Origin of the sequence: Sulfitobacter sp. HI0027 (assembly GCF_001634775.1) — a bacterium.
GTDB lineage: Bacteria > Pseudomonadota > Alphaproteobacteria > Rhodobacterales > Rhodobacteraceae > Sulfitobacter.
Map to the genome: position 1 here is coordinate 1 of NZ_LWER01000135.1, position 14157 is coordinate 14157.

The following is a 14157-nucleotide window of genomic DNA, read 5'->3' on the forward strand; positions in this document are numbered from 1 at the left end:
TGAGCGCACCAGTGTGATCATCACCACCAACCTTAGCTTCTCAGAATGGGCGCAGGTCTTCGGGGATGCAAAGATGACCACCGCTCTCTTGGATCGGCTTACCCACCGCTGCCACATCCTCGAAACCGGAAACGACAGCTACCGCTTCAAGGTCAGTTCTGAGGCAGCAAAGAAAACTGCAAAGGAGGCCAAAACATTGACCGCATCATAGACCACGACGCATAACTGAGGGTGGGTCAAATCTCGGTGAAAATACCGGGTCAGTTCTCAGTGACAATCAACAGCCTCAATGCCAACAGCGCATTTCGCCTAAAGGTCTGCCACTTTTTCTCTTTCAGTTTTGGGAGGACCTGAGGATGTTCACTGTGGACTAACTTGACCGCTCAGCGAGGCGTCAACTCGTCGAGCGCTCCCGCCGCGTGGGCGGCGTCAAAGACTGTGCGGTCGCCGATCAAGACAAGCTGGCAACCGTCTTCGTCCGATTTGGGCGCACGAGACAGGGTTGCGCGGGTTCCGGTAAGTTGGAATAGCATCCGGCCTTGCTGCTTCTCGAAGGTCATAAAACCTTTGGCCCGCAACAGGCTCGGTGCCAATTGCGACATCACTGCCTGAAACTTTTGAAGTTCTATTGCGCCGTCATGACGCCATTCCAAATAGGTAAACCTGTCATCTTGCAATGGCGGACGGCTGCTGTCCCTCGCTACTGGCGCGTCGCCTCCGATAAACGCAGAAATCGGCACAGGCTGCGCTAGGTCAAAAACATGAAATTTTCTCTGGACTGCAAATGCTGAGTGAACCGAGGCAAGGGCATCAGCGGATAATCCTTCAGTCTTGGCGAGACAGAGAAAATCCGACCCGCGGACTTGTGCCCGCCACAAAGGATCGTCCGACCTGTTGGGTACATCTGGCGCATCAATCACGCAGACAACCGTTTCCAGCCGTGCCTGATTCCACAGAACCGGATCAATCAGCGATTGAATGATACCAGCAGGATCGCCAACTCCACTGGCTTCGATCACGATCAGTTCCGGCTGCGGGCTTTGACCAAGCACGATCTTTAACGTACGCAATAGATCACCCTGAAGCGAACAGCATATGCATCCGTTCTTGAGACCAATGACGCCGTCGGCCGCCGCGTCCAGCAAAGCCGCGTCGATATTGATCGAACCGAAATCGTTCACGATTGCGGCGATACGCAATCCGTGTTCAGCTTGTAAAAGCTGGTTGATAAAGGTTGTCTTTCCGGCCCCCAGAAACCCAGTAACAAGAAGAACCGGAACGCTCATGCGGCGCTGCGGCGGATCGGTCGGCCCGGCGCGGCCGAGGTCTCAAGCTGCCCGTCCGCGATGACGGCCACTCCGTTTACGAGTAGATACCGGACACCCTCGGACGGGCGGTTCATTTCAACAAAGTCGGCGCGATCTGTCAGCGTGTCCATGTCAAAGATAACCAGATCGGCATCGCACCCTTCCTGAACGCGTACCTTCTGGGCGATCTGCGGCGCGCAGCCTTCGATCACCCGCGCGGGCAAGATCGTGCATTTCTTCAACCCCTCCATCAAGGTCATAACGCCCCGTTCGCGCACATATTCCCGCAAGAACCGCGTAAACGTGCCGGATGATCTGGGATGCGCAGAAAGACCGTCGGGCAAGGGCCAGTCCAGTCCTTCATAGATACTGCCGTCCGCGTTGACCCAAGGCATGGCATCCGACGCGATCGAACCCGCGGGAAAGGTCACCGACATATCCAACAGCTGGCGGTGCTCTTCGTTCACTTCCACATCCAGATAGTGCCACATCACCAGATCGGTCGGGGATGCTTCCCTAGCGCGTTCGATATCTTCGCGGCCGGTAAAACGGTGGTGGTTATGGACCAACTCGACATTCGAATATTCGCTACCTGTCCGTTTGGTGAAATCGGGATCGACAAAGAATCCTGCGCTGACCACCGTGGCGCCAGTGCCATATGGGTAGGCCTCGGTCGTGACGGGCAGACCCTGTTCCTGTGCCTTTGCAACCAGTTCGGTGACCCGTTCGATATCCATCAGCGACGTGGAGTTCAGGTGGCAAATATGCATATGCGCGCCTGTGGCACCCGCCAGTCCGATCAATCGCACATAGCTGTCTACCGAACTTTGCGGATCAATATTGCTGAGATAGGCGATGTGGGTGAAGGTCGGTGTGCCGTATTCAAAAGCCAGGTCGCAAATCTCACTCATCTCTTTCACGCCTGCCCCCGGAGCGTAACCGTTAGGGAGGCCGATGCCGATAGCCCCTTCGTTTAACCCCTGGCGCACATGGTCCACGATCGCCTTGGTCTGCTGAGGGTCTGCTGTCTCGGTTGACCAACGCATGTCATCTGCCCCTGCGCCCATCTGGTCGATGGGATGTATGGACGCATCCAGTTCGATAGCCCCCAAGACCGCCTTGCGCCCGAATATCCATGCCGCAGCGGTTCCGTAATTCAACGCGCGCGGGATTTCAGCTTGCCGGTCGTACCAACCCGCAACCGGCAATGCGCCCACTTCAAGCTCGAGCGAGGTGGTGACACCGTCAAAGGCCTGCATCCTGTCGGCCGCCACCGACTGGCCATGTGCGTGAATGTCTAGGAAACCGGGCGCCACTATCAGACCGGTTGCGTCGATCTCGTGGGAGGAGTTTCCGTCAATCGTGCCAATCTTGGCGATCGTCCCATCCTTGATGGCAACGTCACAGGTCTGGTCAAACCCCGTTTCCGGGTCCATCACGCGGCCCCCGCGAATGATGATATCGAATGCGTCGGCCATCACAGGCTCCTTCTCATGCAAAGGGATTTTCGATCTTGGGCCAGTAATTTCCGTCCCGCTTTGTATAGGGCACGATTGTAAAATCAGGTGTGATCGCCCCCGGTGTGCCCAGATGGATGACCTCAGCCGCAATCGGCGCGAAACCATCGTAGAAGTGCTGAGACGACTTCACCACGATGTATTTCATCCGTGCCAGATCCATACCGGTGTTTTCAAAGGCTTCTGGGTGGAATGTCTGGGTGCGCTTTGTGTTTATGATGATGTGCAAGCCATCGCTTTCCAGCCAGACACAGTCGCCCATGTTCATTGCTGCCGTTCCCAGATGCTGCACCGCGTCAAGGGCGATACCGCGCACCGTTACGTGCAGATCCACAGGATCGCCCGACATCGGCCCGATCTTACCGCCAACGCGCACCTGCATTTCGGCGCCCACGCCTGCGTCCATACACATGCCGACAAGGACAGGGTCCCAAAACGTGCCAAGCGCGATATCAGTCAGCCCCCTGTCCAAGGCTGCCCTGAGCACGAATGTTGAATCCGACGGCGCGCCCCCGCCCGCGTTATCCGCAAAATCGGCCAGCACAACCGGCCCTTGCGTCAAGGCCACAGCGCGGTCCAGCCCCTCATCCATGCTGGGGAATGTCCGCAATTGGCCGCGCATCTGCCAAAGCTCGGCACCAAGGTCCTGAGCCTGTCGTTGTGCCAAATCCGGGTCACCATCCGTGACAACCAAAGTGCGCGCACCGCAGCGGGGATTGTCCCCCCACGGGAATCCATGCACCAACGAGACCGACAGGATCCCGTTCTTGCCCTCCATCGCCGACATGCGGTCAACATAGCTGCGCACCGGCTCGAACGGCGTGTGATACATGGCCATCATGCGACAATCATAATCCCGCATGACAGGCCGGGTTTTGCCTGCGGCCGCATCGGCACAGATCGTAAACAACTCCTGGGCGCGTTCCACCACGTCCACGTGGGGGTATTCCTTGTAGCAGATGATCGCGGTCGCGTTGTCCAGCATCTGGTCTGTCAGGTGACAATGCGGGTCCAGTTCCAGTCCGATTGTGGTATCCGGCCCGACGATCTCACGCATGCGGGCCATCATATCACCCTCACAGTCGTCATATCCCTGGGCAATCATGGCACCATGCATCGACATCAAAACCACATCGACGGGCATTGCCGCGCGCAGGTCATCCAGAATGTCATCACGCATGGTCTCATAGACCTCGCGCACCGTGGGACCGGCCGGTTGGGCGTAGGTCGCCAAACCTTCGTCAACGTCCCACCCCAGTGCCTCGGCCCACTGCCGCCAGACAGTGACGGCCGCCGCATACAACCCCGCCTCTCCACGCGATGCTGTTTTCGTGTGCAGGTGTTCCTTGAATCCGCTCCACCCGGTTGGAATGGGCGAGAATGAATTGGTTTCGGTCGCAAGCGACGCCATGAACAGTTTCATTTCAGTTCCTTGGATTCAGTTAACGCTCTGGCCACATCTGCAACGATGTGCAGGAGAATAAGTGTAAAGGCGAGCGGGATGGCGATGCCGAAAACCACCATCGGCAGGTCCATCGTTTCGGTCTGCCGCCCCGCAAGGCGGGCAAGGTAGCCGCGCGCCGGGTTTGCACCTGGCCCGAAAAAGCTGAACCATAGGATCGGCAAGGCAAAGCAACACACCCCGAACGCCCGGAAAAGCGTAAACACCAGACCTTTGCCCCCCGCAGCCGAAAGTGCTTCGGGAAACAGTGTGGGATCAAGCCGACGGCGAAAGGCACAGGATGCGCCTAGCAACCCCCCCCAGACCATTGAGAACCGTGCCAGTTCCTCTGTCCAGATCGGCGGTTGGTTCAGAAGATAGCGGGCGATGACCTGCCAACCGGCCGCCGCCAGCATGATGGCGACGGCCAAGGTCGCCCCCACCAGTGCTGCACGGTTCAGGCCGTCAGAAAGCTTGTTCAGCAAATCGGAAACCGCCCGCATCGCTCAGCGTCCTACCGCTGCGTTCCAAGCGTCAAGCGCCCCTTCGGGCATATCTGTCGCTTCGTAGATAGGCTGGCTGGCTGCCCGGAATTTCTCCCGTTCCTCCGGCGACAGTTCGATCACCTCGATACCTGCTTCTTCCAGTTGTTTCAGCACGGCAGCATCATCCGAAACCAGCTTGCGGTTTGCATCATGGGCTGCTTGAACCGCTTCTGTGACAACTTCGCGTTCGTCGTCGGACAGGCTTTGATACCAGTCCTCTGACGCAATCGCGACGCGCACTGACGGGCTCATTTCGGCGTTGGTGAAATAGCTGATGAACGCAGTGTGACCGTATGTCAGCGGCACGAAAGCAGGGTTGATGTAGCCGCCTGCAACACCGGTTTGCAGGGCATTGGGCACTTCGGACCATGACACGATTGTGCCCTTCGAACCCCACTGTTCAAATGTGTTGATTTGCACTTCGTCCAATGCGCGCATCCGCACGTTCTGCATGTCTTCAAATTTGCGGATCGGCACTTCGGTTGTGAAAATTCCTGTCGCGGTCCCGGTCATAACCAGATCGAGAACACGCACACCCTTGGGCGTGGTGCCCGCGTTGATGCGCTCAAGCATACCACCCTGTTCCAGCGCCATATCAAGCTGTTCGAGATCGTCGAAGAAATAAGGCATCGACGCGCCCGAGATCGTCCCGTCCAAGGTGCCTGCGGATTTGGCATCGGACATCGAAACCTCCAGAAGCCCTTGGCTGACCTGATCAAGCCGTTCGGCTTCTTCGCCCAACGAGTTGCGCTCGTATTCTTCGGCTTCCATCCCGTTTTCATTCAGGTAGTTGCCGAAAGTATTGGCCCACACATATGTGCCGGATTTTTCAAGATCCGGCGGGCTGTCCAGCGCGATCTTGACCTGGGCCGCGGAGGGGATCGCCAAGGCCGCAATGATCGCAGAGACTGCGAGTGTAGATGTGATTTTCATTTTCTTTCCTTCCCTGATTGTTCAGTTTTTTTAGTTTACTTCCACAGCCCCAGCGTACGTGGCAGCCACAGGCTGATTTCAGGCGTGAACACGAGGATGCCCAAGACGACGAGTTCTGCAAAAACGAACGGCATAACAGCACGCGCCAGCTTCCAGTAATTAACGCCGGTCACAGTCGACACGATCAGCAGGCACCCGCCAAGTGGCGGGGAAACCAGACCGATGCACAGGTTAAAGCAAATAACGATGCCAAGATGCACAGGGTCGGCCCCGTTCGCTAGCGCCACGGGGGCGAGCAACGGCACCAGCAAAGCCAACGCCACCGGCACGTCCATCACCATCCCCGCAAGGATAAAGATCAGGTTCATCAGCAGAAGGAAACCAACCGGCCCAAGGCCCATCTGCTCGACTAGTCCAGCGATCGCCTGCGGAATACGTTCAAGTGCTGCCAGATGGCCAAAAGCGGCAACCGCGCACAGGATCATGAAGATTGATCCGGTCAGAATTGCTGTGCGTGAAAAGCTCTCCCAGATATCCGAAAGCGTCAGCGGCGAATAGAAGAACGCGGCAATCACAGCCGCCAGCACCGCAACAGCCGCGGCTTCTGTCGGGGTCATCCAGCCCAGAATGATCCCGCCCACAATGATGATCGGCAGGCAAAGTGCGGGCAGCGCCGCAAAGATGGCAACGAAGAGGTTGGGCGCATCGCCTTTCTCCACGCGGGGGTGGTCGTCACGCCAAGCGAAAAACCCATTAACCATAAACAAGGCAGTTGCCAGCAAAAGACCCGGCATGATCCCGGCCACGAACAACGCCGCAACCGATGTCTGCATGAGCGCACCATAGAAAATCAGTATGATCGAAGGCGGGACAATCGGCCCGATGATCGACGAGGCAGCGGTGATGGCCCCTGCATATTCAGCAGTGTAGCCTCGTTCGCGCATCGCGGGCACCAAGGTATTTGACAAGGCCGCCGCATCCGCAACGGCAGACCCCGAAATGCCCGCGAAGAACACCGAGGTCATAATGTTCACATGGCCCAGACCACCGCGCAGCCGCCCGATCAGGGCCATCGACAGATCAATCAGGGATTTGGTGACGCCACCGCGGTTCATCAGTTCACCAGCGAGAATGAACAGCGGCATCGCCAACAGCGAGAAAACGGAAATCTGCGAGAAAACCTTTTGCGGCAGCACGGCAAGGTATCGCGTGTTGTCCGAAAGCACGAAGGTCAGCACAGCCGCGCCGCCAATGACATAGGCCAGCGCCAGCCCCGAGGCCAGCAAGACCCCTGCTACTATGGGAACGATCCAGATCATCCGGCAAGCGCCTCTCTGTCGGGGGCAACGCGTGCCACATCAAAACCATGGTCAACTATGTGATCGGGAACAGGCAGGCCCTGAACAAGGGCTGCAGCCATTTCCGCCGCCGCCGGAGCGGACTGGATGCCATAGCCCCCCTGTCCGGCCATCCAGAAAAACCCGGGGGCATCCTTGGAGAAGCCAATGACAGGTTCTTTGTCGGCGACAAAGCTGCGCAAGCCGGCCCATTTATTCTCAATGCGCCTGATATCCAGCGAGAATGCCGTCATGATACGATCCGCGCAGATCGCGATATCCAGCTCGTCCGGCTGCACGTCACAAGGATCGACAGGTGTCTCATCTGCAGGCGAAATCAAAAGATGCCCCGCATCCGGCTTGAGATAAAAATTCTCTTCTATGTCGATGGTGATAGGTCCATCACGACCAGTGAAACAGTCAGGCTCTGCCACTACCATCGCCGTGCGCCGTTTTGGCACAAGATTGATCGCCTCAACCTGCGCCAGCCGCGCGATCTGGTCTGCCCAGGCTCCGGCAGCATTCACCACGACCGGCACTGTGAACCTGCCCTGCTTCGCCTCGACGACCCAGCCTTCGCCCTCATGCGACAGCGCGCGGACTTCTGCGTCCGTGATCAACGTGCCACCGCGCGCCTTGAACTGACGCAGGTAGCCCTGGTGCAAGGCTGCGACATCAATGTCTTGGCCGCCGACATCCAGCATACCCGCCGCAGCATAGCCCTCTCGCAGCAAGGGCTGGTGCTCGCGCAGCGCCTCGGCGTCCAGCATTTGGACCGATGTCACAACAGAGGCTTCCTTGAACAACTCCGCCAGTGGATCGGTCTGATCTTCGCGCGCAATCATCAGGATATCCCGCCGCGTTAGCAACGGTGCCCGAGCGAAATTTGCAGGTGGGGCATCAAAGAACGCCCGCGATGCCCGCGTCAGGGAACGCACACCCGCAGGACCGTAGTTCGGCGCAAAAACAGCGGCTGACCGCCCGGTTGTGTGATAGCCGGGATGGCGTTCCATCTCCAACATGATGACGCGCATCTTGCCGGCAAGTTCAGCCGCCAGAGAGGCACCGGCAATCCCTGCACCAATCACGACAGCGTCGGCCATATCATCCAATTCCTGCAACGCGTTCCTCCGATGGAGTTGCTTCCACATCCGAAACGCTAACCAAAAATTTTCGAATCACAACTAGAAATTTTCCTTTACGAAAATTATTCCCTTTTCTGACGAATGTGCATAAATTGATCCAACAACAACTGGAGGCACTTGGCCAATGACAGCGGCACACGAATTGGGCGCGCGGCTTAGGCATCTGCGCAAGTCTCGACAGCTCACACTCAACGCCCTCGCCAAACTGTCAGGCGTCGCAGTTTCCACAATTTCCAAGATCGAAAATGGGGCACTGTCCCCCACCTTGGACAAAGTATTGCGGCTTGCAAATGGGTTGGAATTGTCCATCGGCCAACTGATTGGCGAAGAGCAAATCGAAGGCGACAAACGTCCGCCGAACAGTCGATTTCTGCCAGCTCGCGAAGGCGAAGGCATTGTGATTGATACACAAAACTACGAGTACAGGTATCTCTGCGCCGAGCTTACAAACAAGCAGATGATACCGATCCATGCCCGCATCAAGGCGTCCGGCTTGCAGGAGTTCGGACCGCTGGAACGACATGGAGGCGAAGAGTTCCTGATCGTGCTGGACGGCGTCGTCGAAGTTCATACCGAGTTTTATGCGCCAGTCATCCTACGCCGCGGCGAGAGCATCTATCTCGACAGTACAATGGGCCACGCATACGTCAGTGCCGGGGATCAAGACGCAGAAGTGTGCTGCGTCTGCACAGAACCACTTCGGCTTGGCGACAGCATCAAGCCTGCCGTGGACTAGGTGTTTGATGGTGCGAGCCTTTCTCTGGCTTGGAAGGAAGCATTATGGGACAAGTTCGTCACGGGAGCGCCACGACAACGCACGCCGTCAGAGCTGCAATACAGCGATCGCAAGCTTCGCTCGCGCAGTTAAGTAAGGAGCTGGGCATCAACCCCAAGACCGTTGCGAAGTGGCGAAAGCGCGCGACTGTCGAAGACTTGAAGACCGGGCCAAAGAAGCCGCGTTCAACCGTTCTCACCGAAGCTGAGGAGGCAATGGACAGTGTTGGTGGGATGATGTTTGGGCAAAAACTGATCCCAATTCCGATGAAACACAGAACAAAGATGCTCAGCGCGGCGAGAAACGGCTGCGCGTCTTTACTCCCGTTCAGGCCAGTAAACAAAGCCCAGCCTGTTGATTTGCGTGTCGGATTGACCCATTGGGTCAATCCGACGCGAAAATGAACATGGAAACCTTTTTTCGACACCGTTGAGTCCATGCCTCTGACGCCAGAACAGAGGTTGTCGGTCGCCGTCGATGAAGACGCGACGCTGGTTCTTGCTGGCGCGGGATCAGGTAAGACTTCGGTCATCACCGCGAAAGCCGCATACCTTGTGAAAGCCGAAATACGGAAGCCGCACGAACTCCGGCTTCTCGCCTTCGCCAAGGATGCGGCGACTGAGATGTCGGAACGCATCGAAGCTGGACAGGCGGGTTCTCGGGCTGCTCCACACAATCCGGAAACTGGGAAACATCGCAGCACACGGAAAACGCCCAGTATCGGCAGATGAAGCCCGGGATGCCTGATCGGGACGCGAATCTTCGTTGCGTTGCGATATAACAACCTGACAAAGACTTATTTTCCCGCCATATGATCTCTCAAGATGGTTTTTCGGACGCTGCGTCTGGCTATGAAGCATAGGCGATCCACCCAACTTCGCCGACGCAACGCCCAATTTAGAGCTTAGTTCAGAGCTTCTGTGAACGCAGAAAGCACTTCGGAGCCGGGTTTGCCACGGGCATCAAGCTCTGCCGCCCATTCCTTACCGACGCCATCGAGAACTTTCCTGATTTCAAGGACGTCAGCTTCGGACATCGTCACGAACTGGACCCCACCTTCCGCTATGGCTTTCTTGTCGATGCCATCAAGCTCGTCTACACGCGCGCAGGCCTGACGGGTCGCATTTTCACCAGCTTTGGTCAGAGTGGTCTGAAGTTCGGCGGGCAGACTGTCGAACTTCTCTTGGCTGATCATGTAACCAAGCACAAAAGACCCTAGGTTCAACCCCTCGGTCGCGGATTTCAGATGCGGCGTCAGATCGTAGGGGGGTATCGAGCTGTGCGGAAAGACGACAGCGTCCAGTGTGCCGCGTGACAGAGCCTCGCGTGTTTCAGGAGCGGACATTTGTACCGGCACGCCACCAAGCTTAGTCATGGCAAGCGCCTGGGTGCCTCCGCTTGTCCGCATCTTCTGTCCCTGGAAACTGGCGAGGTCGCTGATCTCCTTGGTCGAGAACAGCTGATAGGGTGCCAATGCGAGAACCATCAGCGCACGCATGCCCTCGGGCGCATATTCCGTCTTGTCGAGCACGCCGCCCGGTTTGGCGAGCTCCCAATAGGCCATCGTACCTTCGCAGGACGAGTCGAAAGCACCCGGAAGCTGTGCGACCGCGCTGAGTGGAAGCTTGTCGGCCAAATAGGAGGCACCGATATACCCGATATCGGCAACACCAGTCTGGGTCAGCGACAGCATATCCTTGGCCTTGCCCAGCTGTTGCGCGGGGAAATAGTCAAAGCCAACCGTTCCGCCGGATTTCTCTTCGACCTCCGCCAGAAAAGGCTTGAGCAGGCTTTCGGCGATGTAATGATCCACCGGCAGGCTGTCCGCCACGCGTAGGGTGATGTCCTGAGCCGTTACCGCGCCGGCGCTCATACCAAGCGCCATTCCGGCCAGATATCCGCAAACTCTCTGTTTCATTTTAGTCTTCTCCTCCTTGGTTGTGTTTTCATTGCATTGTGGCTGGCAGCCACAGGATTATTCCGGGGAAAGCGGCAAGCAGCGCGATGATCAGCAGATGAGCCCAGACATGGGGCATGACGCCCCGGAATATCTCTTCCAGTGGCCGACGCGTGTACCGCGCAACGACGAAGACGTTCATGCCCATCGGCGGGGTAACCATGCCAACCTCTGCGGTGACAACGATCAGCACGCCGAACCAAACCGGATCGAACCCAAGCTGATAGACCAATGGCAGGACCACTGGCACAGTCAGGATCAGGATGGCGATCTGGTCCATGAAGAAACCCAGGATCAGATAGCCGAACAAGATCACGGCCAGGATCACCCAGCGCGAGGTCTCCAACGCGCCGACCCAGCTTGCCAGATCGTTCGTCACCCGTGTCAGCGTGAAGAAATAGCCGAACACATGCGCCCCCAGAATGATGAAAAGGATCATGCAAGTGGTTTGTGCAGCTGAACGCAGCGCCATCCAGGCATTCACAATCGACAGCTTGCGTTCCCAAGCAGCAATCAGCATGGCGAAAAATGCACCGATTCCGGCAGCCTCGGTGGGGGTGGCGATGCCGGAATATATCGTTCCCGTCACGGCAAAGAACAAAATCAGAACCGGGCCGACCCGTTTGAGAGAACGAAACTTGTCTGCAAAGCTATAAGCCTTGCCGAAGGGTGCCGCCTCGGGATCACGCCAAACCAGATAGGCAATGGTCAGCATGATCGTTGCCGTAACCAGTATGCCGGGGATCACGCCCCCGATCAGCAGCTTGGACACCGGAATATCGGCAATGATCCCGTAGAGGATCAGCGCGATGGACGGTGGGATCAGCATCGACAGCGTGCCAGAAATGGCGACCACGCCGCCCGCCAGCTTGGGATCATAGCCCTCTTTCAACATTGCGGGGATCGAGGTTGAGGCCAATGTTGCCGCTGCCGCCGTAGACGACCCAGAAATGGCGCCAAAGCCTGCACCCGCGAGAGCGGTGGCCATGGCAACCCCGCCCCGAAGGCGGCCGACCCAGACGGTTGCCGCGCGGAACAGGTCATCGGCGACACGCGAGATGATGACGAATTCCGCCATCAGGATAAACATCGGGATCGTGATGATCTCGTAGTCGTTCGCGGTGGAAAGCGGTGTTGTCTTCAGGATCCCTGCGAGGATCGGCCAACCGCCGAACATATAGAGACCCACGGCCCCCGACACCCCCATCGCCAGCGCGACGGGCATCCCGATCACCAGCATCAACGCCAGCAGGAGAAGTACAATTGCCACGCTCATTCGCCATGCTCCCCCGACTTTATGTCGGTGTTCGGTGGTGGAGGAAGTTCAACCAGATCGGATGAGGAGAAGACCGAGAGCAGATGGAAAATCGCCCGATAGCCGCAGCGCAGGGCCAATGTAGCCATTCCCAACGTCAGGAAAGCATGGGCGACCCATGTGGGCCAGGGTACGATTTCCGCCGCCCGATGGTCGGAGACCAGTGCGTCTTGCGCCTGAACAAAGCCGAGCCAGGCTATCACGACGACAAAGAACGTGGCCGCGCCGTAGCCCGCCGCCTGTGAAAGATGCCGTATCGGGCGAGGCATAAACGGCACGAACACATCCAGCGCGATATGGCCGTGATGGTGCATCGTGTCCGACAGAGCCAGAAAGAACACGGCACCCACGAGGTACAGACCGATCAGGCTGTAGGACCAAGCCAGAGGGGCTGCGAACATGTAGCGCATGGCTACGTCGAGCACGACAATCAGCATGATCGCAGCCATTGCCGCTGCCGAAATGCTGATCATCACGGTTTCCACCCGTGCCAAAAGCGCTGATAGCGCATTGGCCGGTCGGTTCTCCTCGATCACTCCTCCCATAGTTTCCTCCATTTCTACGTTTGAGTTGGTCCGCGTGCGGCCATTATTCTCCGCGCGGCGCGTTCGTGTGGTTTGTCGATCATCTGTCCATCGATGTTGATGACCCCAGCATTCGGGTTCGCCTCAAAACCGTCGAGAACCTTTTGCGCCCAGATCAGTTCCTCTTCGGTGGGTTGAAACGCGCGGTTCACCGGGGCGATGTGGTTGGGGTGGATCACGGCCTTGGCCCCAAATCCGTCACGCCTTGCGATCCTGGCCTCCGCCTCCAGAGCCTCAAGATCATTCAACGCGGCACAGATTGTATCGACGGCAACAACACCCGCCGCCGCCGCACCTGCAAGACACAGGTTGCGCGCCAGCCGGAAGGGTTCGTAATAAACATTGCTCTCCGCATTCTCCCGCGCGCCGAGCGAAGCGGCCAAGTCTTCGGCACCCCACATCATTCCCCAAAGGCGGGGGTCAACATTGCGATATTGCCCAAGAGTAAACAGCGATGCGGCAGTTTCGGTCACGATCGCCAGTATCCGGGTTTGCGGCAGTGCATGCGATGCCTCGAAGGCGGCCATATAATGCGCCAGCTGGCGCAGATCGTCGGGTCCCTCGCATTTGGGCAAGACAATCCCGTCCGGCGCAAGAGGCATGACCGCTGCAAGATCAGCGAGCGTCAAATCGGTATCCAGCGCATTGACGCGCACGAAGATCGCCTTGCCGCAGCTTTCCTCACGGAGCATGTCCGCCACGCAATCGCGGGCCTCCGCCTTGGCCGAGGCCGCGACAGAATCCTCCAGATCGAGGATCAGTGCATCGGCGTCGCCGCCTCTGGCCTTGGCGAATTTCCGGGTGCTGTCGCCGGGAACAAATAGAAAACTGTGCATCAGGCCTGCCCCTCAACGGGGTGCTTGCGCATCAAGGCTATGCGTGTGCATTTTGCCACGAGAACGCCGTTTTGATTAAAGCAAGAGTGCTCGAACTCCACTAGCCCGGCATCGGCCCGTGACTTGCTTTCGCGTTTGGAAACCACCAGCGTTTCTGCGCGCAACGTATCCCCATGAAAGACCGGAGCGGGGAACCGGACATCTGACATACCAAGATTGCCGATCGTCGTGCCCAGCGTTGTGTCCTGTACCGACAGGCCAATCAGGATCGCCAGCGTGAACATCGAGTTGAACAACCTTTGCCCCCATTCGGTGCCTTCGGAAAACGCAGCGTCAATGTGCAGAGGCTGCGGATTCATCGACATCAGGCTGAACATCGTGTTGTCAGCCTCGTTGACGGTGCGAGACAGCTCGTGGCAAAACTGGCGATCCACCTCGAAATCCTCAAAGTAAAGTCCGGGCATG

15 protein-coding genes and 2 pseudogenes are annotated in these 14157 nt (G+C 57.7%); 5 read left to right on the forward strand and 12 right to left on the reverse strand.

The features are described 5' to 3' along the window. On the forward strand, positions 1–211 hold a 211-nt coding region (locus A3722_RS07875; protein ID WP_161487636.1), incomplete at its 5' end, for an ATP-binding protein. Between the two features lie 172 nt (positions 212–383). Here the strand turns inward: A3722_RS07875 and A3722_RS07880 are convergent. Genes A3722_RS07880 through A3722_RS07910 form a run of 7 tightly spaced genes read right to left on the reverse strand, consistent with a single transcriptional unit; the run spans position 384 to position 8183 of the window. After that, a complete protein-coding gene (locus tag A3722_RS07880; RefSeq protein WP_067624000.1) occupies positions 384–1286 on the reverse strand; it encodes a CobW family GTP-binding protein in 903 nt (300 codons plus the stop codon). After that, a complete protein-coding gene (locus A3722_RS07885) occupies positions 1283–2785 on the reverse strand; it encodes an amidohydrolase family protein (RefSeq protein ID WP_067624001.1) in 1503 nt (500 codons plus the stop codon). Before A3722_RS07885 ends, A3722_RS07880 begins: the two co-directional genes overlap by 4 nt. A gap of 13 nt (positions 2786–2798) precedes the next feature. Further along, on the reverse strand, positions 2799–4247 hold the full coding sequence (locus tag A3722_RS07890; protein WP_067624004.1) for a M81 family metallopeptidase: 1449 nt from the start codon (positions 4245–4247) through the stop codon (positions 2799–2801). Further along, positions 4244–4768: a TRAP transporter small permease gene (locus A3722_RS07895; protein ID WP_067624006.1), complete on the reverse strand. Its 525-nt coding sequence runs from the start codon at positions 4766–4768 to the stop codon at positions 4244–4246. Before A3722_RS07895 ends, A3722_RS07890 begins: the two co-directional genes overlap by 4 nt. Before the next feature lie 3 nt (positions 4769–4771). Beyond that, complete coding sequence (locus A3722_RS07900) at positions 4772–5743, reverse strand: TRAP transporter substrate-binding protein (RefSeq protein ID WP_067624007.1); 972 nt, start codon at positions 5741–5743, stop codon at positions 4772–4774. Positions 5744–5778: 35 nt separating this feature from the next. Further along, entirely contained in the window at positions 5779–7062 is a 1284-nt protein-coding gene (locus A3722_RS07905) for a TRAP transporter large permease (protein WP_067624009.1), read from the reverse strand. After that, the gene (locus A3722_RS07910; protein ID WP_067624011.1) at positions 7059–8183 is read right to left on the reverse strand and encodes an NAD(P)/FAD-dependent oxidoreductase; all 1125 of its coding nucleotides are present in this window, start codon (positions 8181–8183) and stop codon (positions 7059–7061) included. Before A3722_RS07910 ends, A3722_RS07905 begins: the two co-directional genes overlap by 4 nt. 166 nt (positions 8184–8349) lie before the next feature. Here A3722_RS07910 and A3722_RS07915 point away from each other — a divergent pair, with 166 nt between their 5' ends. From A3722_RS07915 to A3722_RS25270, 4 genes and pseudogenes are all read left to right on the forward strand, one after another. Continuing rightward, a complete protein-coding gene (locus A3722_RS07915) occupies positions 8350–8961 on the forward strand; it encodes a helix-turn-helix domain-containing protein (protein WP_067624013.1) in 612 nt (203 codons plus the stop codon). 44 nt (positions 8962–9005) lie between these two features. Next, a pseudogene (locus tag A3722_RS07920) lies at positions 9006–9218 on the forward strand (helix-turn-helix domain-containing protein); the annotation flags it as partial. Between the two features lie 189 nt (positions 9219–9407). Then, positions 9408–9644, forward strand: a pseudogene (locus tag A3722_RS07925) (UvrD-helicase domain-containing protein); the annotation flags it as partial. Then, positions 9610–9747, forward strand: a complete 138-nt coding sequence (locus tag A3722_RS25270; protein WP_150120002.1) for a DUF4145 domain-containing protein — start codon at positions 9610–9612, stop codon at positions 9745–9747. The pseudogene A3722_RS07925 and the gene A3722_RS25270, both read left to right, overlap by 35 nt. 157 nt (positions 9748–9904) lie before the next feature. Here A3722_RS25270 and A3722_RS07930 read toward each other — a convergent pair whose 3' ends face one another. The 5 genes from A3722_RS07930 to A3722_RS07950 are packed head-to-tail and all read right to left on the reverse strand — an operon-like array spanning position 9905 to position 14156. Continuing rightward, the gene (locus A3722_RS07930) at positions 9905–10918 is read right to left on the reverse strand and encodes a TRAP transporter substrate-binding protein (RefSeq protein ID WP_067624020.1); all 1014 of its coding nucleotides are present in this window, start codon (positions 10916–10918) and stop codon (positions 9905–9907) included. A 28-nt stretch (positions 10919–10946) separates the two neighbouring features. Beyond that, positions 10947–12233, reverse strand: a complete 1287-nt coding sequence (locus A3722_RS07935; RefSeq protein WP_067624023.1) for a TRAP transporter large permease — start codon at positions 12231–12233, stop codon at positions 10947–10949. Then, positions 12230–12817 carry a TRAP transporter small permease gene (locus tag A3722_RS07940; RefSeq protein ID WP_067624025.1) on the reverse strand — a complete coding sequence of 196 codons (588 nt, stop codon included), beginning with the start codon at positions 12815–12817 and terminating at the stop codon, positions 12230–12232. Before A3722_RS07940 ends, A3722_RS07935 begins: the two co-directional genes overlap by 4 nt. A gap of 14 nt (positions 12818–12831) precedes the next feature. Beyond that, positions 12832–13692, reverse strand: coding sequence for an HpcH/HpaI aldolase/citrate lyase family protein (locus A3722_RS07945; protein WP_067624028.1), 861 nt, complete (start codon positions 13690–13692; stop codon positions 12832–12834). Then, positions 13692–14156 (reverse strand): MaoC family dehydratase, encoded by a 465-nt coding sequence (locus A3722_RS07950; protein ID WP_067624031.1) that lies wholly within the window; start codon positions 14154–14156, stop codon positions 13692–13694. Before A3722_RS07950 ends, A3722_RS07945 begins: the two co-directional genes overlap by 1 nt. Position 14157 lies beyond the last annotated feature (1 nt).

Bases quoted from the DNA above. Each gene is read 5' to 3' on its own strand.
- A3722_RS07880 (WP_067624000.1), bottom strand. From the start codon at position 1,286: ATGAGCGTTCCGGTTCTTCTTGTTACTGGGTTTCTGGGGGCCGGAAAG.
- A3722_RS07885 (WP_067624001.1), bottom strand. From the start codon at position 2,785: ATGGCCGACGCATTCGATATCATCATTCGCGGGGGCCGCGTGATGGAC.
- A3722_RS07890 (WP_067624004.1), bottom strand. From the start codon at position 4,247: ATGAAACTGTTCATGGCGTCGCTTGCGACCGAAACCAATTCATTCTCG.
- A3722_RS07895 (WP_067624006.1), bottom strand. From the start codon at position 4,768: ATGCGGGCGGTTTCCGATTTGCTGAACAAGCTTTCTGACGGCCTGAAC.
- A3722_RS07900 (WP_067624007.1), bottom strand. From the start codon at position 5,743: ATGAAAATCACATCTACACTCGCAGTCTCTGCGATCATTGCGGCCTTG.
- A3722_RS07905 (WP_067624009.1), bottom strand. From the start codon at position 7,062: ATGATCTGGATCGTTCCCATAGTAGCAGGGGTCTTGCTGGCCTCGGGG.
- A3722_RS07910 (WP_067624011.1), bottom strand. From the start codon at position 8,183: ATGGCCGACGCTGTCGTGATTGGTGCAGGGATTGCCGGTGCCTCTCTG.
- A3722_RS07915 (WP_067624013.1), top strand. From the start codon at position 8,350: ATGACAGCGGCACACGAATTGGGCGCGCGGCTTAGGCATCTGCGCAAG.
- A3722_RS25270 (WP_150120002.1), top strand. From the start codon at position 9,610: ATGCGGCGACTGAGATGTCGGAACGCATCGAAGCTGGACAGGCGGGTT.
- A3722_RS07930 (WP_067624020.1), bottom strand. From the start codon at position 10,918: ATGAAACAGAGAGTTTGCGGATATCTGGCCGGAATGGCGCTTGGTATG.
- A3722_RS07935 (WP_067624023.1), bottom strand. From the start codon at position 12,233: ATGAGCGTGGCAATTGTACTTCTCCTGCTGGCGTTGATGCTGGTGATC.
- A3722_RS07940 (WP_067624025.1), bottom strand. From the start codon at position 12,817: ATGGGAGGAGTGATCGAGGAGAACCGACCGGCCAATGCGCTATCAGCG.
- A3722_RS07945 (WP_067624028.1), bottom strand. From the start codon at position 13,692: ATGCACAGTTTTCTATTTGTTCCCGGCGACAGCACCCGGAAATTCGCC.
- A3722_RS07950 (WP_067624031.1), bottom strand. From the start codon at position 14,156: ATGCCCGGACTTTACTTTGAGGATTTCGAGGTGGATCGCCAGTTTTGC.